The following is a 20,103-nucleotide window of genomic DNA, read 5'->3' on the forward strand; positions in this document are numbered from 1 at the left end:
CTGGTCAGGAGGCCGGTACCGGTTCAGGGGTCCGACGGCGGGGGCGACCCCACGGCATGAGGCGGTCCACGGAGAGGCGGCCGCCCGTGAACCCGAGGGCCAGGGCGACGGCGCCGAGGACGAGCACGAACTCGAAGCCGCCGACCAGCGGGTCGCCGACGTGGGCGAAGAAGTAGGCACCGGCCATCATGAAGGCCAGGAGGATCCCGGCCAGGGGCAGGGCGAACCCGACGATGAGGGCCAGCCCGGCGCCCACCTCGATGCTCGCCCCCAGGAGGGCGGCGAACTGCGGGAAGGGGATCCCCATGGACGCGAAGCCCTGGGCGGTGCCGTCGAGGTCGGACATCTTCGGCCAACCGTGCGCGATGAAGACGACGCCGACCACGACTCTGGCGAGCAGCGCGACGACGTCCCCCACGCGGGACATGAGCGGATTCTCGGTCATAGCGGTTCCTGTTCCTGTGAGCGGGTAACCCAGGAGGAGGTCGTGGCCTCGCACCGTTGCTTGAGACTACAACCTTTTCCTGGGAAAGCAGATGATAGTACGCATCCACCCGGACACATAGAGTGCCAATGAGGGATATTTCTCCCCCTCGGCGTCCGCCCTGGTGAGAGCCGACAACAGAACGCGGCTCAGTCCCGGCGCACCGTACCGGTCGGCCCCGTGTACCGCGGCTCCTCGCCCCCGGGGTCGAGCACGCCGAGCATGGACTCCGCGATCCCCCGCAGCTGCTTGACCTGATCGCCGGTGAGCGCGTCGAAGAGCACGCGCCGGACCTCGTGCACGTGGCCCGGCGCCGCCTCGCGCAGCACGGACGCCCCCTCCGGGGTGAGCTCGGCCAGGGTGGTGCGCCGGTCCCCCGGGCGCTTGGACCTGCGGACCAGGCCGTCCCCCTCCAGGCGGGCGACCGCGTGCGAGAGGCGGCTGGGCGAGGAGCGCAGCCTCCTGGCCAGGTCGGTCATCGTCATCACGCGTTCGGGCGCCTCGGACAGCTTCACCAGGATCTGGTAGTAGGCGTGGGACATGCCGGAGTCCTGTCTGAGCTGCCGGTCCAGCGCCCCGTCCAGCAGGTGGACGGCGGCCAGGAAGGCCCGCCACGTCTGCTGTTCGTCCTCGTCGAGCCACCGCGTCTCGGCCATCGGGCCCGTGCCCCCAGGGGTAACTTGAGAGTTCAAATGTGTTCTGGTCAAATATCCATCTTCCAGGCATAGGAGAGCGGCCGCGGCACAGCGGCCGCGGCGCGTCCCGACCCCGTGCCTCAGCCGCGGGGCGCCGCCGCCGGCGGGCGACACCGGGTGGGCCCGCCAGCCGGCCGACCGGTCCGGCGGCCCCGCCCGCCCGAGTGCGGTCCTCCGGTGTCGGCGCACTCGAAGGACGCTCCGTCCACCGTCGGCGCCACGGCGGACGGGGTCCCTCTGACCTACGGCTCCTGGGGTTTCCCGCAACGCTACTACGGAGTCACATACGCCGCCCCGGGTGCGCGCCGCCCTCGTTCGAGGCCCCCGCGGCCGCCGCCGCACGCCCGCGCGGCGCCGCGCGCGTCGGTACCGCCTGGGACACTCTCCCCCATGACGGACACACGCGATCCCGCGGACGCGCGCACGGTCGAGGAGCTGGTGGCCTCGGCGGGCGGAGCCGAGTACCTGTGCTTCTGGGGCCACCAGCCGCCCGCCTCCGGAGGCGTGTCGGCGAGCTGCCTGTCGCAGTGGTGGCCCGCCGACTTCACGGTGGAGGGGGTCGGCTACCGCACCGCGGAGCACTACATGATGGCCGCCAAGGCCCGCCTGTTCGGTGACGCCGAGGCGGAGGAGCGGATCCTCGCGGCGGGTCACCCCCGGGACGCCAAGGTGATCGGCCGCCGGGTGCGCGGCTTCGACGAGCGCGAGTGGGAGGCGGCCCGCTTCGGGATCGTGGTCGAGGGCGGCCTCGGCAAGTTCGGCCAGAACCCGGAGCCGCGCGAGTTCCTGCTCGGCACCGGCGGACGGGTGCTGGTGGAGGCCAGCCCCCGCGACCGGGTGTGGGGCATCGGACTGGGCGCCGAGAACGACGACGCGCGGGTCCCCGAGCGCTGGCGGGGCCTCAACCTGCTGGGGTTCGCCCTGATGGAGACCCGGGCCCGCCTGGCCGCGGCCCCGTAACGCCAGGTCCGTTTTCCGCCGGACCGGCGCGGGCGGAGTCGGCATGATCGAACCCATGAACGAACAGAACCTGATGGACAGGGTCGCGCTCGTCACGGGCGGGAGCCGCGGAATCGGCGCCGCCGTCGCGCTGCGGTTGGCCCGTGCGGGCGCCGCCGTCGCCCTCACCTACGAGCGCGACGAGGATGCCGCCGCCCGCGTGGTCGGCCAGATCGAGGCCATGGGGCGCAAGGCGCTGGCCGTACGCGCGGACAGCGCGGACGCCGGGGCGGTGGTCGGGGCCGTGGAGAGCGCGGTGGAGGCGTTCGGCCGCCTGGACGTGCTGGTCAACAACGCGGCCCTGTTCCCCTTCGGCCCCTACGAAGACGTCACCGTGGACCAAGTTGACCGGGTCCTGGCCGTGAACGTCCGCGCCCCCTTCCTGGCCGCCCAAGCGGCGCTGCGCCACATGGGCGAGGACGGGCGCGTCATCACCGTGGGCAGCAACGTGGCCGAGCGGACCCCCTTCGGCGGGCTCGCCCTGTACTCCATGAGCAAGTCCGCTCTGGCCGGTATGACCCGTGGCCTGGCCCGTGACCTGGGCGCGCGAGGTGTCACCGTGGTCCAGGTCAACCCCGGCCCCGTCGACACCGACGCCAACCCGGGCGACGGACCGAACGCCGACGGCATCCGGTCCCTCGTGCCGCTGGGGCGTTTCGGCCGTCCCGAGGAGGTGGCCGAGACCGTCGCCCACCTGGCCGGTCCGGGCGGCCGGTTCGTCACGGGCACGGTGGTGAGCGTGGACGGGGGGATCAGCGCCTGAACCCGGGTCGGGGCGCGCCGGAGCCGCGCGCCCCGGCCCTCGGCTCCCGTGGTCCCCCGTTGGTGCGCCAAAAAAAGACGTATCGTGCGTGGCGTGTAGTTATCAGGTGCTTTTTCCGAATCGCCTCCCGCGATCACCGTCGGATCACCCGGATTTCATCCGCCGTATCCACGGTTACGGCTCCGGTGTGCTCACGACAGGAGTAGAGTCCACAACGCGGACAGCATGGTGCTTCCGGCACCCGCACCCGTTCCCCGGAGCACTCCGGGTCTCGGCGTTCCCGCCGCCACCCGTCAGACGCTCGCGCGGCCCGACCACGTACGCCCGCCGCACGCTCCGGGAGACCGGTTCACCCACGCGCACCCGCCGGTGCCGCGCGCGGTCCGGGAACGCACCGTCCTTCTTCCATCCAGGACGAACCACACTCCAGGGACTTCCCATGGCCTATTACCGCATCCAGTTGCGCGACGGCTCCAACCACACGCTCCAGGCGGTGCGCATGCGCACCGACGCACGCAGCCTCTACCTGGAGGAGCGCACCGCCGGGGCGTGGACCGAGGTGTTCTCGAACCCGATCACGGAGGTGGAGCGCGTCCAGCGCCGCTTCACCGAGAACGACGGCACGTGGACCTGGCTGAGCGAGCGCCTGCCCGCCCCCGTCGGCGGCGTCCGCGCCTGGTGAGGCCGCACCGGGCGGCGGGCGTGGGGGGCCGGAGTCACGGCCCCCCGGCCTCCTGTCGTACTCCTCTTGGACCGGGTCCCCTCTTGCTCGGCGTTCGTTGAGCAGGGGGCGCGGGGAAAGCTGGATACCGTGGACGACGGGTCCGCGACCCCCCGCACGGGCCCCGGAGTACCCGACGGGGTGCAGGAAGTGGAGAGACCAGGATGAGCGAGACGACCCCGGCGCCGGACACCCGCGCCTCCTCCGGCTCCGAGGCGCCAGCGCCGCGGAGGCGGGTGAACCGGCGCGAGCAGATCCTGCGCACGGCGGCCGACGTGTTCGCCTCGCGGGGCTTCCACAACACCTCGCTGGCCGACATCGCGGCGACGCTCAACATCACCCCGGCGGGGGTCCTGCACCACTTCGGCTCCAAGACCGACCTGCTCACCGCGGTCCTGGAGCTGCGCGACGACACCGACCCGGCTCCGGAGGGCAGCCGGATGCTGGACCACCTGGTGGCGACCGCCGAGCGCAACGCCGAGCGGCCGGGGACCACGCAGCTGTACGCGGTGCTGTCGGCGGAGAGCGCCACCGACGAGCACCCGGCGCAGGACTGGTTCCGGGACCGCTACACGGTGTTGCGCGGGGAGATCGCGGACGCCGTGCTGGACCGGCTGGAACCGGGGCCCCGGAAGGCCGCGGACACGCCGGGGCCGGACGGGCACACCCCGGCGGAGGCCGCGGCGTCGGCGGTCATCGCCGCGATGGACGGGCTCCAGGTGCAGTGGCTGCTGGACCCGGGCGCGGTGGACATGGCCGCCGTCACCGAGCTGGTGATCGACTCCGTGGTGGCCCGGCTGTCCCGGCAGGGCTGACCGGGCGGGCGCCCGGCGCGGGCTGGTCGCCTCCCGTGGAGACCTCGGAACGCCGGAGGGGGCGCCGGGAACCGTGCGGTTCCCGGCGCCCCCTCCGGCGTTGGGCGGGCGGTTACTGCTCGCCGTGGACGGAGCCGGGGGTGCCCGAACCGTCGGTCACCTGCGGCTCGCCGGTCGCGCTCTCGGCCAGCCACTCGTCCCAGGACATCTGCCAGAAGCCCCAGCCGTTGTTCCACTCCAGCTCGCGGTCGGTGCCGGTGGTCTCCAGGACGTCGCCCATGAGGGTGTTCTCGAAGATCCAGCGGGCGTCGTCCATGCGCAGGTTCGTGCAGCCGTTGGAGGTGTTGGCGCTGCCGATGTTGCCGTTGTAGGAGGCCTCGTGCAGGAACTCGCCGCTGTCGCTGGTGCGGACCGCGTACTGCACGTCCACGTTGTAGGCGCCGGGGGTGCCCTCGGGGATGCCCACGGTGGAGGAGTCCATGGTCATCTGCTCGTAGCGCTGCATGAGCACGTGGGTGCCGGAGGTCGTGGTGTCGAAGCGGCGGCTGGCCTTGCCGTTGCTCACCTCGATGGTGCGGTCGTGCTCACCGTCGATGTTGACGACCAGCTCGTGGTCGGGCACGTGCATGGTCATGATCAGCTCGCGGCCGATCTCGAAGTCGATGCGGTGGTTCTCCACGCCGTAGACGCCCTCGGAGGCCTCGACGCCCGCGAGGTGCAGGTCGACGCTCACGGACTGGTGGGGCTCCCAGTACGCCTCGGGCCGGAACACGGCCATCGTGTCGGTCTCCCAGTTCCAGGCGCCCTGGACGCCCTGCTCGGAGATGACCTCCATGGAGTTCTCGACCTGCGCCTTGTTGGTCACCGGCAGGTCGAAGTTGATGACGATCGGCATGCCCACGCCGACGGTGTCACCGGAGACGGGCCAGTTGGAGGCCAGTTCCAGGCGCTGCCCGGCGACCGCCTCCAGGGTGGTGAACTCCTGGACGACCTCGGTCTCCTCACCGGCGTCGTTCTCGGCGGTCGCGGTGACCACGACCTCCGCGCCGGGGCGCAGGTTCCAGTCGCTGACCCACTCGGTCGCGTCACCGTTGAGGGTGCCGGTCACGGCGTAGAGGTCGGCGTCCTGCGCCTCGCCCTCGCCCTCCGCCGCGGCCTCGGTGGCGACGACCTGCTCCACCTGGACGTCCGTGATGACACCGCTCTCCGCGGTGACCCGGATGGGGGAGTTGGGCGCGACCTCCTCGGCACCGTTCTCGGGAGTGATCACCAGTTCCGCGGGATCGGCGCTGGCCGCGTCGGTACCGCCGCCCTGGGTTTCGGCCTCACCCGACGTGCAGGCCGTGGCGGCCAGCGCCAGCGCTGCCAGTCCGATACCGAAACGACGCGCCACCGCCGGAGGTGTCTTGCCCGTCACGTCTGGTTACCTCCATGTCATGCCTGAAACGCCATCCACGCAAGTAAGACGCACACCCACCGAAAAGGTTCTGAAATCTCATGCATCGGTATAGAGCGGTTATCTGGGGCGTGGGACGTGGGGGACGCCGGAACCGAAGACGATACACCCCGGGGGTACACCTCGATTCCCTACGGGTATGAGGTTACGGCCACCCATAACTCGCCTTGGACACCGGGTGGGCCCTGCACCTAGAATCTTGTCCGAACGCTCAGGTTTCTTCTCCGCAGAAACCTGGTCAAACGCCCAGTTTTCGGTCGGGAGGAACGCCGTGCCGTGGCTCTGGCTGGCCGGAGCGATCATCGCCGAGGTGATCGCCACCACCTCGCTCAAGCTCTCCGAGGGCTTCAGCCGACCGCTGCCCTCGGTCGTCGTGGTGGTCGGTTACGTCGGGGCCTTCCTCATGCTCAGCCAGTCCCTCACCCGGGGCATCAACCTCGGCGTGGCCTACGGCGTGTGGGCGGCCGTGGGCATCGCGCTGGTCGCGGTGATCGGCACACTGCTCTTCGGCGAGTCGCTCACCTGGGTCCAGATCGGCGGGATCGCGCTGATCATCGCGGGGGTCATGGCCCTGGAACTGGGCGGGCGGCACTGAACGGCCACGACACGGCGGCCGTCGGCGAGGGCATCGCCGACGGGCGCAGACGCAAGGGCGAGCGGCGCCGCCGACTGCTCCTGGACGCCACCATGCGCGTCATCGAACGCGACGGCGTGGCGGCGGTCAGCCAGCGGCGCGTGGCCGCCGAGGCCGGGGTGCCGCCCAGCACCGTCACCTACTACCACGCGACCGTCGACGACCTGCTCGTGGACACCCTGACCCGGGTCAACGACACCTACGTGGCCGCGCTGGCCGCCGTGCCCGAGGACGCGGACGCGGCCCTGCGCGCCCTCGCCGGGATGATCGCGGTGGGCTCGGGCCCCGAACGGGCCCAGGTGATGGCCGAGTGCGAACTGTTCCTGCTCGCCGCCCGCCGCCCGGCCCTGCGCCCGCAGATCGAGCGCTGGAACCGGGCCGTGGACGCCTTCCTCGCGCCCTACCTCCCCCGCCCGGAGGACCGCGCGGGCGTGGGCGCCGCCGTCGACGGCCTGTTCGTACGGGCCTGCGCCGACCCGGAGCTGACGGCCGAGGACGTGTACCGCACGCTCAGCCGCCTGGTGTCGCGCGTGCCGCGTAGCGCGCGGGAGGGGTCCCCAGAACGGCGGTGAACTCCCTGGTCAGGTGGGACTGGTCGCTGAACCCGAGTTCGGCGGCCAGGCTCCCCCAGTCGGGCGCCGCGCCCTTCCTGGCCCGCTCGGCGGCCTCGTAGAGCCGGTACCTGCGGATCACCGCCTTGGGGCTCAGGCCGACGTGGTCGGCGAAGCGGCGCTGGAGCAGCCGCACGCCCATCCCCTCGCGCCGGGCGAGCCCGGACACGTTGACCACCGAGGGGTCGGCGGCCACCCGCTCCACGACGTCGCGGGTGTCCTCAGCCGGGTGACGGTCCGCGGGGAGCAACCCGGCCAGGGCACGGTCGACCGCGGCCACGAGGTCGAGGGGACCGCAGGTCAACGCGCCGTCGAGGGCCCGGCTCCCGCCGAAGGCTCCATGCGCACCGGGAATCGCGTCGGCGCCGAGGACCCCGTCCGCACCGAGGGCCCCGAACACCTCCGACGCGGGGAGACCGGCGTCCACGATCGTGTTCATGGGCCTGCCGAGGAACGGACGGAACCCCGCGGGCCGGAACATCACCCCGAGCGCCCAGCCCTCGCCCTCCAGGCGGCGCTCGGTCACCTCGGTGGTCGGGCCGTGCACCGTCGCGGTCCCACCGGTGAACACCAGGTTCACGACGGGGTGGGCCAGGACCCGCTGGGTGTGCGGCTCGCGGCCGGTCAGGTTCCACGAGGCCAGCCAGTAGCGGTCCACGAAGCGGGCCACCCGCTCCGAGGGCGCGTGTCGGTCCAGGCGGAACCGGGTCAGCCCGGCGGCCGGGTCGAGGATGCCGCGTGCGTCCCCCTCCACCCCCACGGAGTACGGTCTCACGGCTCCAGGGTAGCCCTCCGCCTCCGAACACCCGTGCGGTTCGTCGTGTTTGTTCAAGACGGCACCCGGTCGAGGGGGCGAGGATGGCCGACACCGAGACAGACCCGAGGGGAAGACGATCATGAGCGACATCTCCGAGCGCTACGCCCGCCTGTCCGAGGACTTCGCCGGGACGGTGGCGGCCGTCCCCGCCGACCGCTGGTCGTCGGCGTCCCCCTGCGAGGGGTGGGACGCGCGCGACGTGGTCCGCCACGTCGTGGACACCCAGGGCATGTTCCTCGGCCTGGTCGGCCGCGAACTGGGCGACATCCCCTCCGTGGACGAGGACCCCCGCGCCGCCTGGGACGCCGCCCGAGCGGTGGTCCAGGCCGACCTGGACGACCCGCGGCGCGCGAACACCGAATTCGACGGGTTCTTCGGCCGCACCACCTTCGCCGAGGCGGTGGACCGGTTCCTCAGCTTCGACCTCGTGGTGCACCGCTGGGACCTGGCCCGGGCCGCCGGCCTGGACGAGCGCCTGGACCCCGGCGACGTCCGGTGGGCGCACGAGGCCACCGCCCCCTTCGGGGAGCAGCTGCGCGGGAACAACGTCTGCGGGCCCGAGCTCGCCCCGCCCGAGGGCGCCGACGCCCAGACCCGGTTCCTGGCCTTCGTCGGCCGCCGCGCCTGGTAGCGGCCCGGGGCTCCCCCGCCCCGGGGACCGGCGCGGGCCCGCCCCGGGGAGGTGGCCGGGCCGGGCCGCCCCGGGCGACCCGGCCCGGGGGCGGCACACGAGCAGGGACGGGAACCGGGCGATTCTCCCGCTGGAGCGGGACACGATCGGAACGCTCTCCTTCCGGGACCCCGCGCGGGCGGAGTAGGCGGTCAGGGGGTGCGACGCGGATCGTGTGACGCGGGGAGGCGGCGCCGTCCACTCCCCAGATGCCACCTTCGGAGCCGAAGCGGCGGAGTCCGTCCACACCTGTGGAAAACCCGGAGGGCCACGGGGGCTCCCCGCGGCCCTCCGGCCGGGTTCCCGCGCCTCACGCGCGGAGGCCGTCGAGCGCGACCGCGCCGCCCGCGCGTTGCGCGCGTCCTGTACCTCAGCCGCTGACGGCACGGCCGGGCGGCGACTCGCCGCCCGGCCGTGCCGTCAGCAGGTCAGCGGATCAGCAGGTCAGCTCCCAGGAGCACTCCAGCTCACCGCCGGGCTCGCTCGGCGCGCTCTGGGACCGGACGCTCACGGGCGTCTGGTGGCCCAGGTACTCGGCCAGCCGGACGGCGATCGCGTCCTGCACCGGCGTGGGGGCCGGGCCGCCGTAGCCGTTGTTGACGACGCTGAACGCCAGCCCGTCGCCGCCGTCCTGCCCGGCCACGTATCCGGACAGCGCGCTGATGCCCGTCATGGTGCCGGTCTTGGCGGAGACGACGCCCGCGGCCGCGGTGCCGCCCATGCGGAACCGCAGGGTCCCCCCGGTGAACGGGTCGCTCTCGCCCGCCAGCGGCAGCGAGTCCGCCCAGATCCCGTGCCAGGACGCGTCGCGCGTGCTCACGAGCAGGTCCACGACCGTGTCGGAGGTGACCAGGTTGCCCCGGGACAGGCCCGAGCCGTCGTTGAGGACGAGGTCGGAGGTGTCCACCCCCAGCCCGGCCAGGGACCGCTCGACACCGGTCAGCCCGGCGTCCCAGCTCCCCTCGCCCGCGACCTCCTGGCCGATGCTCTTGACGAGCATCTCGGCGTGGCCGTTGTTGCTGAACTTCATGAAGGGGACGAGGATCTCCGCCAGCTCGGGGGACTCGTGGTCGGCCACCAGCCGGGCGCCGTGGCGTCCCCGACCGGGCGCCTCGCCGAACTCCACGCCGCCCTCGACGGTGACGCCGTGCCGCTCCAGCGCCTGCGCGAAGAGGTGCCCGGCCAGGCCCGCGGGCTCGTCCACCGTGCGCAGGGCGGTCACGGGGGCGGCGTCGGCCGGGATCGTGCCGGTCACCGTGATGGTGTTGGTCCCCACGGGCCGGTCGACGACCACGCTGCTGGTGCCGCCCGGAGGGCCGGTCACGGCCTGGTTGTCGAGTTCGGCGTAGCCCTCGGCGGCGCCCAGGTCCACGGTGGCGGGCGCGCCCGCCGCGCCGGGGGTGACCACGACCTCGGTCACGCCGGTGTCGTAGCGCTCCCCGTGGGCGACGGTGAGGGCCGAGATCTGCGCGGAGTAGGCGTAGGGCTCGTCCTCGGGCCACCAGTCGTCCACGAGGCGCTGGGAGTCGAACCAGGTGTCGTCGGCGAGGACGTCGCCCCGCACGGTCCTGACCCCGGAGGCGGCCACCTCGGCGGCCAGCGCGTCCAGGTCCTGCTCGGACAGGGTGGGGTCGCCGCCGCCCACCAGGTACAGGTCCTCCACGGAGCGCCGCTGCCTGTGGCCCTCGGCCACGACCTCGGTGGAGAAGGTGTGGTCGGCGCCCAGGACGTCCAGGGCGGCCGCCGCGGTGAACAGCTTCATGTTGGACGCGGGCACCAGCTGCTCCCCGCTGTCGCGCGAGTACAGCACCGCGCCGGTGGCGGGGTCGGTGACGGTCACCCCGGACACCCCTCCCTCCAGGGACGGGTCCGCCAGGAGGGCGTCGATGTCCGCGCGCAGGTCCGTCAGGCGCTCCTCGGCGGCCGCCGGATCGGCGTGGGCCGGGAGCGCGCCCAGCGGCGCCGCGACGAGCACGGGGACGGCCGCGAGGGCCGCGGTCCAGGAGGCGCGTCGCCGGACCGGGGCACGGCGCCCCCCGACCGGGGGTTCACTGGAAGCGGTGGGGGTTCTCAACGGTGTGTCTCCTAGCGGTCACGGACACCAAGGGGCACCGCACCCTAACCCGCTGCGGATCCCCGGCACCAGCACCCCGGGCGCGGGTCGGACACGTGCGGGGCGCGTGGGAACACCTAAGCCCCAGGTGACACATGTGCGCCCAAATCCACTACGGACAAAATCGTCTGGTTTCGGTCTCCTTCGCGGGCGCGGCGAGGGATCGCGGCACCCGACGGCGGTGTGGGACCGGCCCCGGAGCGAACCCCCGGCACCGGGCCCCCTCCGACAGGTGCGGCGAGAACGGCGAACGGGCCGGTACCGGGGGCGCACTCCCCCGGCACCGGCCCGTCACGGCCGCCGCGCCCGGATCACCCGGGCGGCGCTCCGGTCAGAACAGTTCCCTGGCCCGCGAGTAGTGGCAGGCGTCCAGGTGGCCCGCCCCCCGGTCCATCAGTTCCGGCGGCTCCTCCACGCACTTGGCGCGCTCGCTCTCCGACAGCTCGTTCGCGAACTTCGGGCACCGGGTCCGGAACCGGCAGCCCGAGGGCGGGTCGGCGGGGCTGGGCACGTCGCCGGTCACGACGATCCGCTCCCGGGTCCGCTCCTTGACCGGGTCCGGCAGGGGGATCGCCGAGATCAGCGCCTGCGTGTACGGGTGGGAGGGCGCCCCGAACAGCTCCGCCGTCGTCCCCGTCTCCACGATCTTGCCGAGGTACATCACGGCCACCCGGTCGGCGATGTGCTTGACCACCGACAGGTCGTGCGAGACGAACAGGTACGACAGGCCCAGGTCGTCCTGGAGGTCCTCCAGCAGGTTGATCACACCCGCCTGGATGGACACGTCCAGCGCCGAGACCGGCTCGTCCAGGATGAGCACCTTGGGGTTGAGCGCCAGCGCGCGGGCGATGCCGATGCGCTGGCGCTGGCCGCCCGAGAACTCGTGCGGGTAGCGCGATCCGTGCTCGGCGTTGAGCCCCACCAGGTCCAGCAGCTCCCTGACCCGCTTCCTGGCGGTGCCGTTGCCCTGGCCGTGGATCCGCAGCGGCTCGGCGATGATGTCCGAGACCGTCATGCGCGGGTCCAGGGAGGCGAACGGGTCCTGGAAGACCAGCTGGAGGTCGCGGCGCAGAGGCCGCATCTGCCGCGGGGACAGCGTGTGCAGCGGCTGCCCCATGTAGCTGACCTCGCCCGAGGTCTGCTTGATCAGCTGGAGCATGAGGCGGGCGGTGGTGGACTTGCCGCACCCGGACTCGCCGACCAGGGCGAGGGTCTCGTGCTCGCGCAGCTCCAGGGAGACCCCGGAGACCGCCTGCACCTCGCCGATCCTGCGCCGCAGGAGGCCCTTGGAGCGGATGGGGAAGTTCTTGACCAGGTCCTTGACGGTCAGGATGGCCTCACGGGGCTCCCCGTCCGCGGGGGCGGCGGTCTCCGCGCCGATCTGGGCGCGCGCCTCCTGCGCCTGCTTCTCGGCCTCCTCGACCTCCGTGACGGTGTCGGCCTCCACCGCCGTCCCCCGGAACAGGTCGGCGGGGGCGGCGCCCCCCAGTTCCTCGCTGAAGTGGCAGGCCGCCGTGTGCGCGGAGGTGTCCGTTGCCGGCACGCGCACCCTCTCCCCGTCCCCGCCGACCGCGAGCAGGAGGGGCTCCTGTTCGCGGCACAGGTCCCGGGCCATCGGGCAGCGCGGCGAGAACGCGCACCCCGTGGGCAGGGAGAGCAGGGAGGGCGGGGTGCCCACGATGGGGGTGAGCCTCTCGTGGCGGTCCTCGTCCAGGCGGGGCAGCGACCCCAGCAGACCGAGGGCGTAGGGCATCCGCGGGCGGTAGAAGACCTCCTCCACGGGGCCCATCTCCACGAGGCGGCCGCCGTACATCACGCCGATCCTGTCGACGTGCCCGGCCACCACGCCGAGGTCGTGGGTGATCAGCACCAGGGCGGCGCCGGTCTCCTTCCGGGCCGCCTCCAGCGCCTCCAGGACCTGGGCCTGGACGGTCACGTCCAGGGCCGTGGTCGGCTCGTCGGCGATGATGACGTCCGGCTCGTTGGCCATCGCGATGGCGATCACCACGCGCTGGCGCATGCCGCCCGACAGCTCGTGCGGGTACTGCTTGATCCGCTGTTCCGGGCTGGGGATCCCCACCAGCTCCAGCAGCTCCAGCGCCCGGGCCATCGCCGCCTTCTTGCCCACCTTGCGGTGGGCCAGGACGGCCTCGGCGATCTGGTAGCCGACGGTGTAGACGGGGTTCAGCGAGGTCAGCGGGTCCTGGAAGATCATCGCGATCTTGTTGCCGCGGACCTTGCTGATCTGCGCGTCCTTGAGGCCGATGACCTCCTGGCCCAGCACCTTGGCCGAGCCCTCGACGCGGGCGTTCTTGGGCAGCAGCCCCATGATCGCCATCGAGGTCACGGACTTGCCCGATCCGGACTCGCCCACGATCCCCAGCGCCTCGCCCCGGCGCAGGACGTAGGACACCTCGCGCACGGCGGGCAGCGGCCCGTCGTCGGAGGGGAAGGTGACGCTGAGGTCGCTGACCTCCAGGACCACGTCGCCGGTTCCGGCCGGGGCGGTCCCCTCGTTGCTCATCTGGTCAGTCGTGGTCATCGCCGCACCATGGTCTGTCGTGGGTCGAGGGCGTCGCGCAGCCCGTCGCCGATGAAGTTGATCGTCAGGCAGATCACCAGCAGCAGCAGGCCCGGCGGGTAGAACAGCCAGGGCCTGGTGGAGACGGCCGTGCGCGCGTCGCTGATCATCTGGCCGAGCGAGATGTCGGGGGGCTGGATGCCGAACTGGAGGAAGGACATGCCCGCCTCCAGCAGGATCGCCACCGCGATCAGCAGCGTGGCCGCGACGATGATCGGCCCGGCCGCGTTGGGCAGCAGGTGGCGGACGATGATCCACCCGGGCGAGGCCCCCGCGGCCTTGGCCGCCTCCACGAACTCCTGCTCGCGCAGGGACAGGACCACGCTGCGCACCACGCGGGCGATCTGCGCCCACGAGAAGAAGCCGATGATGAGGGCCACCGCGTACCAGGTGGTCCCGGCGCGGGCGTTGCCCGCGATCGCGGCGACCATCACCAGCAGGGGCACGATCATGAACACGTCGGCCACGCGCATCATGAGCGCGTCGATCCGGCCGCCGTAGTAACCGGCCGTGGCGCCCCACAGGGAGCCGATGACGGTGCCCATGACCGACACCGTGAACGCCACCTTGAGCGTCTGCTGGGCGCCGCGCATGAGCTGGCCCAGGACGTCGTGCCCGGCGGTGGTGGTGCCCAGCGGGTGGTCCGCGTTGGGCGGCACGCTCGGCGGGATCTCCAGGTGGACGGTGTGGTCCCATCTCCAGAGGAGCGGACCCACGAAGGCGGCCAGGACGACGACCGCCAGGACGACCAGGCTGATCATGGCGGCCCGGTGGCGCAGGAACCGGGACAGGATCATCTGGAACTGGGTGCGTTCGGCACCTCCGACGCTCTCGGCGTCGGCGCTCCGCGGCGCCCGGGGCGCCCTCTTCTCACTCATAGCGAATCCTCGGGTCGAGCACGCCGTACAGGAGGTCGGCGATGAGGTTGGCCACGATGACCATGACACCGCTGAGCAGCAGCCACGCCATCAGCGCGTACGAGTCGTTCTTCTCGACCGCGGTGATGAAGAACTCGCCCAGGCCGCGCCACTGGAAGACCCGTTCGGTCAGGACCGCGCCGTCGATGATCCCGGCGATGCCGACGGCGACCACCGTGGTCAGCGGGATGAGGGCCGTGCGCAGCGCGTGGCGCCGGATGACGACGCGGTTGGGCAGGCCCTTGGCGCGTGCCAGACGGACGTAGTCGCTGTTGAGCACCTCGAGCATGGAGGTCCGCTGGTACCGGCTCCACGAGGCGAAGCTGGTCAGCATCAGCACGATCGTGGGCAGGGTCATGTAGGCGAAGGCGTTGGTGACGCGCCCCCAGAAGTCCTCGCCCTGTGCCTGGTAGACGCCGTCGCCGATCGTGGCGAGGACCTGGTCGCCCACGAGTTCGTTGAAGCCGACCCCGGCCTGCTGCATGATGCCCGCGAACCAGAAGACGGGCATGGACAGGGCCAGGAAGCCGACGAACGTGAGCGTGTAGTCGAGCTTGGAGTACTGGCGCATGGCGCTGACGACGCCGGCCAGGACCGCCAGGCCCAGAGCGAAGACCATGGACGCGCCCACCAGGCGCAGGGTGGTGCCCAGCCGCTCGGCGATGTTGGCGCCGATGTCGTAGCTGTTGCTCTGCGTGGAGGGGCCGAACTCGCCCTGGAGGAGTCCGATGTCCCCGTTGCCGCCGATGCCGGTGACCCAGAGCCAGTAGCGCTCGGGCATGGACCGGTCGAGGTAGAGCCGCTCCTCCTGGAGTTGGATGACCGAGGGGTCGGGGGGCGGCTGCTGCATCCTGAGCTCTGTCAGGGGATCACCGGAGACGTCGATCAGGACGAAGGTGAGCACGGACGCGAGGATCAGGATGGGTATCGCGCCCAGGACGCGCCGCACCGTGTAAACGAGCATGAGTGTGATCCTTCAGGGGTGGACGAGGACCGGCCCGGGCCCGGGAGGTTCTCCCGGGCCCGGGCCACGGGCCTTGTGCCGCGAACTACTCGGCGAGGTCCCACTCACCGATGTTGTAGGTGGCGCGGTAGCTGGACTGGAGGTTGTCCTCGACGTTGGCGAGCCTGTCGTTCACGAAGAAGTAGTTGGGCTCGGCCACGATCGGCAGGACGTAGGCGTCCGGGACCACGGCGGTCACGGCGGCGTTGGCGTGCTCGGCCGCCTCGTCCAGGTTGGCGGCCGTCGCGGTGGCCTCGGCGTGCTCGTCCACCTCGTCGTTGGCGTAGCCGCCGAAGTTGCTGGTGCTCTCGGAGTGCCAGAACTGCTCGGGGCTGGAGGCGAAGTACGGGCTGCCGCTCCAGCCGAACTGGACGATGTCGTAGTCCTGCTCGGCCAGCATCGTGCCCAGGTCGTCGGTCATCTCGATGGTGGTCTCGATGCCGATCTCGGCGAGCTGGGCCTGGATCAGCTGCACGGAGTTGTTGCGGATGACGGTGTCGGTGCTGCGCAGGCGGAACGGGCCCACCTGCTCGCCGTCGAGCATGAGGGTGTCCCCGTCGAGCTCGTAACCGGCCTCCTCCAGGATCTCGGTGGCGGCCTCGACGTCGCCGCTGCCCTGCCCGGACTCGGAGATGAGGTCCTCGAAGTACTCGCTGTCGCTGCCGAAGATGTGGTTGTTCTTCAGCTCGTACTCGGGGTATCCGGCCTCGAAGTTGCGGCTGGCGATCTGGTCGCGGTTGATCGCGGTGAACACGGCCCTGCGGAGCTCGACGTCCGAGAGCCACTCGTTCTCGGTGTTGATGTCGATGTGCTCCCAGATGTTGCCCTCGCCGATGGTGAGCGTGGCGGTCTCCATACCCTGGAGCTGGGTGATGATGTCCTCGCTGTACTGCGCGGGGTTGGCGCCGTCGATCTCGCCGTTCTGGAAGGCGGGGATGAAGGTGCCCTCGTCGGTGTTGTACGGCATGATGATGCGGTCGAGCGCGGGCTGCGTCTCACCGAACCACTCGGGGTTGGGCTCCTTGACGACCTGGTTCTCCAGGTCGCCGTCCACGATCTGGTAGGGGCCGCCGGACCACTCGGGGCGCGTCTCGTGCAGCCAGGCGTAGTACTCGCCGAGCTGCGCGGGGTCGTCGACGTCCCAGTTGTTCTCCTCCGCCAGGTGCGCCGGGTAGAAGCCGCCGCCCACGCTGTGCGCGTCGAACATGCCCATCCACTCGGGGTTGGACAGACCCTCCTTGAGGGTGAAGGTCGCGGTCTTGCCGTCGACCTCGACCTCCTCGACCATGTCGGAGCCGGTGGTGCCGCGGGAGTCGCAGGTGTCGCAGTAGCCCTCGGTGGGGGACGCCGACATCATCATGGTGACCCGCAGGTCCTCGCCGGTCATCGGCGTGCCGTCGCTCCACACCGCGTCCTCGGCGAGGGTGAAGCTGAACTGGAACGGACCCTCGTCGAGGTTGTCGTTGATGAGGGTGGGCTCCTCGGCGAGGACGTCCATGTTGTACTCGTACGTCGCGTCGGGCTGGTACTGCCCGGTGAAGGGCACGACGCCGGAGAGTGCCTGGATGACGTAGACGCTGCCTCCGGCGCTACTGATGGCTCCCCAGGCGGCGGGAAGGCTGTTGATCACCCATGTGACCTCCTTCTCCTGCTCGCCTTCGCCACCACCGCCGCCGCCGCAGGCGGTCAGCACCATCAAAGCGGAGGTGCCCGCCGCGGCGAGCGCGAGCGTCTTCCTTCGTTTGTGCATCAGTTACACCCTTGATCACTAATACGAGCCGAACCTCGGGGTTGTGTGGTTCGCACACGCCCCGCAGAACTAGGCGATTAGTCGATCAGAAGACCATTGAGCGAAATGTCTGTATAGCCCTACTGCTGGATTCGTGACCCATCCGCAACCGGTTCGCGCCCATCGCACCGAGCCGCCGACACAAAGTTCATACCCCACCCAGACGCGAGGGTCACCGCAGGTCAGAGCCCAAACCCAGGAGAACGCCCCCTCTCTCCGGATTCGGACAAGCCAGAAATACATTGCGGGCTAGTTACGCCGGCGAACAACGGTTAAGGTAAAGTAAACGACGTTTAACTACCCGGACGTCCCGAATGACTACACAGAGGAAAACGGACAAAAGTCCCCAAAGCGCACATATAATCCCGAATGCTCGCGACGGTGCTGCGTTCGCCCCCACGGCGACTCCCACAGGAAACAGAACACGACAAACATAGGATGACGTGATGTTAACCGGACACGAGCGCCACAACCTCTCAGGCAGGCGCAGACCACACCAGGAAGGTACGGAAATCCACAGCTCCGGTTGTCCGAAACCACCGTCCACGCGCCGTCGGAGCCGATAGGGTTTTGAGCGGCGATTGCCGTCATCCCACCCGCGGTGCCCACTGAGAGAGGCTTGTGCCGTGTCCGAAACAGTTCGCCTGGTCTGCCCCGTAGGCCGCAAGCACCTGGAGCTGTGGGGCGGCTACGGTCTGGTGGCTCTCGGCGCCCTGGCGATCGCGGTCGACGTCTCGCACTGGGCCAACATCACCCTCGGCGTCCTCCTGGCCCTCATGGGCGCCGCCCTGGCCGCGCACGGCCACATGATCAAGGCGCCCGTCCTGGAGGTCTCCGACGGCGAGTTCCGCTACCAGCGGGGCCGCTACATCGTGCGCGTGCCCTTCCACGACATCGGCTCCTACTACGTGCTGCCGGGCCGCATCCGCTCCCTGGGGCTGTACGACAACGCCGGGCGCCCCAAGCGCTTCCCCTCGCTCCAGAGCCGCCGCACCTCGCGCGCCTACCTTCCGCTGACCGGGATGACCAGCCCGGCCCGGGTCGAGTCGTTCATGGCGATGGCGGGCATCCCGCCGCGCGGGCGCTCCCTGACCTCCTGAGCGCGGCGGCCGCTCCCTCGGGACGCGCCCCGCCCCTCCCGAGGACCGCCCCTCCTCCCCGCCGGGGACCGAGACCCCCTCCTCCGCGCGGAGCGGCACCACGCGCGCCGACCCGCCGCGACATATCCCGACACTTCGGGCAATTACCCACCACGCCCCGTACGGACATACCGCCGCAAGGCCGTGTCCTCTACTCTCGATGGGGTGAAGCAGTCCAGAATCACCGCCATCCTGACCGTAGCGGGGATGCTCGCGGCCATGTGGGTCTTCGAGATCCTCGACAGCTTCGTGCTCCTCGGAAGGCTCGACCAGCAGTACGGTCTGCGCGCCTGGGACCTCCAGGGGCCCTGGACCGTGTTCACCGCGCCGTTCATGCACGGGAACCTGGAACACCTCATCGGCAACTCGCTGCCGTTCCTCGTGCTGGGCTCGCTCGTCGCGTTCAGCGGACTGGGGCGGTTCCTGCTCACCACGCTGATCATCATCCTGGTCAGCGGTGTGGGCGTGTGGCTGTTCAGCTCACCGTTCTCCCTCACCGTGGGCGCCAGCGGCCTGGTCTTCGGTTACTTCGGCTACACGGTCCTGCGCGGGATCGTCGAGCGCAAGACCATCGACATCGTCATCATGATCTGCGTGATCCTCTTCTACGGGACGATGATCTGGGGGGTCCTGCCCCAGTACCCCGGCGTCTCGTGGCAGGCGCACCTCTTCGGGTTCGTCGGCGGCATGCTCGCGGCCTACCTGCTGCCCAGGCGGGAGCGCCGCAGGCAGCTCGACCAGGGCTACGGAGGCGCCCAGGGCGGCTACTACGCCCCCTGACGGCGCGTCCGGGGGCCGCGTGCGTGCGGCCCCCGGGAACGCGGACGGGCCGCCCCCTCGGGGCGGCCCGTTCTCGTGTGCGCGGTACCGGAGCGCTCTCCGGGGCCGGTGCGCGTGCGGGGGAACCGCCCCGCGCCCCTAGAACTCCAGGCCCTCGGCCTCATCGCCCAGGGTGCGCTCCAGGAACTCGGGGTTCTCCGAGAGCCAGACGCGGGCGCCCGCCTCCGGGTCGTCCTTGTACCCGCCGTCCTCGGACACGGTCAGGACCTCCAGGCTGGCCAGCTCGTCGTCGCTGAGCTCGAAGCTCTCCAGCCAGCCGGTGAGCTCGGGGTACTCCTCGCCGAAACCGTCACGGCCGACGGCGTGGATGGTCTCCGCGTCGCCCATCAGGCCCTCGGGGTCCTCCAGGTCCTTCAGGTCGTACTGGGCGTAGGCCGGGTGGGGACGCCACAGGGTCACCACGATGGGCTCCTCCTCGGTGATCGCCGAGTCCAGCTCGGCGAGCATCGCGGCGGTGGAGGAGGTGACCAGCTCGAAGTCCTCGTCCAGGCCGTAGCCCGGCATGGCCTCCTCCTGGGTGACCCGGGTCAGCCCGGCGCCCGGGTCGATGCCCACGATCCGGCCGCCCAGCTCGTCGGCGTGGTCGGTCAGGTCGGGGATGCTGTTGACGTCCTCCATGTAGGAGGGCACGGTGATGGTCAGCTTGGCGTTGTCGTACCAGGCGCCGAGGTCCTCCAGCTGGTCCCCGTAGTCCTCCCAGTAGTCGGCGTGCGTCACCGGCAGCCACGTGTCGAGGAACAGGTCGACGTCGCCGTTGGCCGCGCCCTGGTACATCGGGGCGACGTCCACGTCGGTGATCGTGACGTCGTAGCCCTTCTCCTCCAGGATGGCCTGCCACATGTGCGTGACGGCGATGCCCTCCTCCCAGGCGATCAGCGCGATGTTGATCTCCTTGGCGTCCTCGCCGCCGCCCTCCTCCGGGCCGGTCAGGCTCTCACCGCCCCCGCCGCCGCAGGCGGTCAGGAGGAGCGCGGCGCTCATGCCGGCGGCGGAGAGGGCCGTCATGCGCTTACGGCTGTACATCGTGGGGTTCCTTCCCTCGGGGAATTCGGTGTG

The 20,103-nt window shown here is 71.1% G+C and carries 19 protein-coding genes; 9 read left to right on the forward strand and 10 right to left on the reverse strand.

Going from position 1 to position 20,103, the window contains the following annotated elements:
- Nucleotides 1-4 precede the first annotated feature (4 nt).
- Both EV372_RS08745 and EV372_RS08750 read right to left on the reverse strand, forming a co-directional pair.
- Nucleotides 5-445, reverse strand: a complete 441-nt coding sequence (locus EV372_RS08745) for a DoxX family protein (protein ID WP_013155515.1) — start codon at nt 443-445, stop codon at nt 5-7.
- A gap of 188 nt (nt 446-633) precedes the next feature.
- Nucleotides 634-1,140 carry a MarR family transcriptional regulator gene (locus EV372_RS08750; protein ID WP_130395598.1) on the reverse strand — a complete coding sequence of 169 codons (507 nt, stop codon included), beginning with the start codon at nt 1,138-1,140 and terminating at the stop codon, nt 634-636.
- A gap of 429 nt (nt 1,141-1,569) precedes the next feature.
- On the opposite strand from EV372_RS08750, the gene ybiA reads away from it, so the two are divergent.
- The 4 genes from ybiA to EV372_RS08770 all read left to right on the forward strand — a co-directional run bounded on the left by ybiA (nt 1,570) and on the right by EV372_RS08770 (nt 4,477).
- Nucleotides 1,570-2,139 (forward strand): riboflavin biosynthesis intermediates N-glycosidase, encoded by a 570-nt coding sequence (gene ybiA / locus EV372_RS08755; protein ID WP_130395599.1) that lies wholly within the window; start codon nt 1,570-1,572, stop codon nt 2,137-2,139.
- Between the two features lie 55 nt (nt 2,140-2,194).
- Nucleotides 2,195-2,941 (forward strand): SDR family NAD(P)-dependent oxidoreductase, encoded by a 747-nt coding sequence (locus tag EV372_RS08760; RefSeq protein ID WP_197044381.1) that lies wholly within the window; start codon nt 2,195-2,197, stop codon nt 2,939-2,941.
- A gap of 439 nt (nt 2,942-3,380) precedes the next feature.
- Nucleotides 3,381-3,623, forward strand: coding sequence for a hypothetical protein (locus tag EV372_RS08765; RefSeq protein WP_013155518.1), 243 nt, complete (start codon nt 3,381-3,383; stop codon nt 3,621-3,623).
- 203 nt (nt 3,624-3,826) lie between these two features.
- A complete protein-coding gene (locus tag EV372_RS08770) occupies nt 3,827-4,477 on the forward strand; it encodes a TetR/AcrR family transcriptional regulator (protein WP_130395601.1) in 651 nt (216 codons plus the stop codon).
- A gap of 112 nt (nt 4,478-4,589) precedes the next feature.
- Here the strand turns inward: EV372_RS08770 and EV372_RS08775 are convergent, their stop codons facing one another.
- Nucleotides 4,590-5,894 (reverse strand): Ig-like domain-containing protein, encoded by a 1,305-nt coding sequence (locus EV372_RS08775; RefSeq protein ID WP_130395602.1) that lies wholly within the window; start codon nt 5,892-5,894, stop codon nt 4,590-4,592.
- A 310-nt stretch (nt 5,895-6,204) separates the two neighbouring features.
- Between EV372_RS08775 and EV372_RS08780 the strand changes: the two genes are divergently transcribed.
- The gene (locus EV372_RS08780; RefSeq protein WP_013155521.1) at nt 6,205-6,528 is read left to right on the forward strand and encodes a DMT family transporter; all 324 of its coding nucleotides are present in this window, start codon (nt 6,205-6,207) and stop codon (nt 6,526-6,528) included.
- Nucleotides 6,529-6,560: 32 nt separating this feature from the next.
- Nucleotides 6,561-7,139 carry a TetR/AcrR family transcriptional regulator gene (locus tag EV372_RS08785; protein ID WP_308210368.1) on the forward strand — a complete coding sequence of 193 codons (579 nt, stop codon included), beginning with the start codon at nt 6,561-6,563 and terminating at the stop codon, nt 7,137-7,139.
- On the opposite strand, the gene EV372_RS08790 is transcribed toward EV372_RS08785, so the two are convergent.
- A complete protein-coding gene (locus tag EV372_RS08790; protein ID WP_486484114.1) occupies nt 7,078-7,953 on the reverse strand; it encodes a DUF6597 domain-containing transcriptional factor in 876 nt (291 codons plus the stop codon). The two genes, EV372_RS08785 and EV372_RS08790, sit on opposite strands and share 62 nt — an antisense overlap.
- A 121-nt stretch (nt 7,954-8,074) precedes the next feature.
- Here EV372_RS08790 and EV372_RS08795 point away from each other — a divergent pair, with 121 nt between their 5' ends.
- On the forward strand, nt 8,075-8,626 hold the full coding sequence (locus EV372_RS08795; protein WP_130395604.1) for a TIGR03086 family metal-binding protein: 552 nt from the start codon (nt 8,075-8,077) through the stop codon (nt 8,624-8,626).
- A gap of 475 nt (nt 8,627-9,101) precedes the next feature.
- On the opposite strand, the gene dacB is transcribed toward EV372_RS08795, so the two are convergent.
- The 5 genes from dacB to EV372_RS08820 all read right to left on the reverse strand — a co-directional run bounded on the left by dacB (nt 9,102) and on the right by EV372_RS08820 (nt 17,029).
- Nucleotides 9,102-10,739: a D-alanyl-D-alanine carboxypeptidase gene (dacB, locus tag EV372_RS08800; protein WP_486484115.1), complete on the reverse strand. Its 1,638-nt coding sequence runs from the start codon at nt 10,737-10,739 to the stop codon at nt 9,102-9,104.
- 370 nt (nt 10,740-11,109) lie between these two features.
- Complete coding sequence (locus tag EV372_RS08805) at nt 11,110-13,320, reverse strand: ABC transporter ATP-binding protein (RefSeq protein WP_130395605.1); 2,211 nt, start codon at nt 13,318-13,320, stop codon at nt 11,110-11,112.
- On the reverse strand, nt 13,317-14,237 hold the full coding sequence (locus EV372_RS08810; RefSeq protein ID WP_130395606.1) for an ABC transporter permease: 921 nt from the start codon (nt 14,235-14,237) through the stop codon (nt 13,317-13,319). The genes EV372_RS08805 and EV372_RS08810 overlap by 4 nt, the downstream gene beginning before the upstream one ends.
- Nucleotides 14,230-15,240: an ABC transporter permease gene (locus tag EV372_RS08815; protein WP_130395607.1), complete on the reverse strand. Its 1,011-nt coding sequence runs from the start codon at nt 15,238-15,240 to the stop codon at nt 14,230-14,232. The genes EV372_RS08810 and EV372_RS08815 overlap by 8 nt, the downstream gene beginning before the upstream one ends.
- A gap of 85 nt (nt 15,241-15,325) precedes the next feature.
- Nucleotides 15,326-17,029 (reverse strand): ABC transporter family substrate-binding protein, encoded by a 1,704-nt coding sequence (locus EV372_RS08820; protein WP_130395608.1) that lies wholly within the window; start codon nt 17,027-17,029, stop codon nt 15,326-15,328.
- 665 nt (nt 17,030-17,694) lie between these two features.
- Between EV372_RS08820 and EV372_RS08825 the strand changes: the two genes are divergently transcribed.
- Nucleotides 17,695-18,168, forward strand: coding sequence for a hypothetical protein (locus tag EV372_RS08825; protein ID WP_165435971.1), 474 nt, complete (start codon nt 17,695-17,697; stop codon nt 18,166-18,168).
- Nucleotides 18,169-18,372: 204 nt separating this feature from the next.
- A complete protein-coding gene (locus EV372_RS08830; RefSeq protein ID WP_130395609.1) occupies nt 18,373-18,987 on the forward strand; it encodes a rhomboid family intramembrane serine protease in 615 nt (204 codons plus the stop codon).
- A gap of 138 nt (nt 18,988-19,125) precedes the next feature.
- Here the strand turns inward: EV372_RS08830 and EV372_RS08835 are convergent, their stop codons facing one another.
- Entirely contained in the window at nt 19,126-20,070 is a 945-nt protein-coding gene (locus EV372_RS08835; RefSeq protein WP_130395610.1) for a glycine betaine ABC transporter substrate-binding protein, read from the reverse strand.
- Nucleotides 20,071-20,103: the final 33 nt, after the last annotated feature.

The organism is Nocardiopsis sp. CNZ308 (genome assembly GCF_004217075.1).

Coding starts and splice junctions, on each gene's coding strand:
- EV372_RS08805 (WP_130395605.1), bottom strand. CDS start 13,320: ATGACCACGACTGACCAGATGAGCAACGAGGGGACCGCCCCGGCCGGA.
- EV372_RS08770 (WP_130395601.1), top strand. CDS start 3,827: ATGAGCGAGACGACCCCGGCGCCGGACACCCGCGCCTCCTCCGGCTCC.
- EV372_RS08820 (WP_130395608.1), bottom strand. CDS start 17,029: ATGCACAAACGAAGGAAGACGCTCGCGCTCGCCGCGGCGGGCACCTCC.
- EV372_RS08745 (WP_013155515.1), bottom strand. CDS start 445: ATGACCGAGAATCCGCTCATGTCCCGCGTGGGGGACGTCGTCGCGCTG.
- EV372_RS08795 (WP_130395604.1), top strand. CDS start 8,075: ATGAGCGACATCTCCGAGCGCTACGCCCGCCTGTCCGAGGACTTCGCC.
- EV372_RS08835 (WP_130395610.1), bottom strand. CDS start 20,070: ATGTACAGCCGTAAGCGCATGACGGCCCTCTCCGCCGCCGGCATGAGC.
- EV372_RS08815 (WP_130395607.1), bottom strand. CDS start 15,240: ATGCTCGTTTACACGGTGCGGCGCGTCCTGGGCGCGATACCCATCCTG.
- EV372_RS08765 (WP_013155518.1), top strand. CDS start 3,381: ATGGCCTATTACCGCATCCAGTTGCGCGACGGCTCCAACCACACGCTC.
- EV372_RS08750 (WP_130395598.1), bottom strand. CDS start 1,140: ATGGCCGAGACGCGGTGGCTCGACGAGGACGAACAGCAGACGTGGCGG.
- EV372_RS08810 (WP_130395606.1), bottom strand. CDS start 14,237: ATGAGTGAGAAGAGGGCGCCCCGGGCGCCGCGGAGCGCCGACGCCGAG.
- ybiA (WP_130395599.1), top strand. CDS start 1,570: ATGACGGACACACGCGATCCCGCGGACGCGCGCACGGTCGAGGAGCTG.
- EV372_RS08760 (WP_197044381.1), top strand. CDS start 2,195: ATGAACGAACAGAACCTGATGGACAGGGTCGCGCTCGTCACGGGCGGG.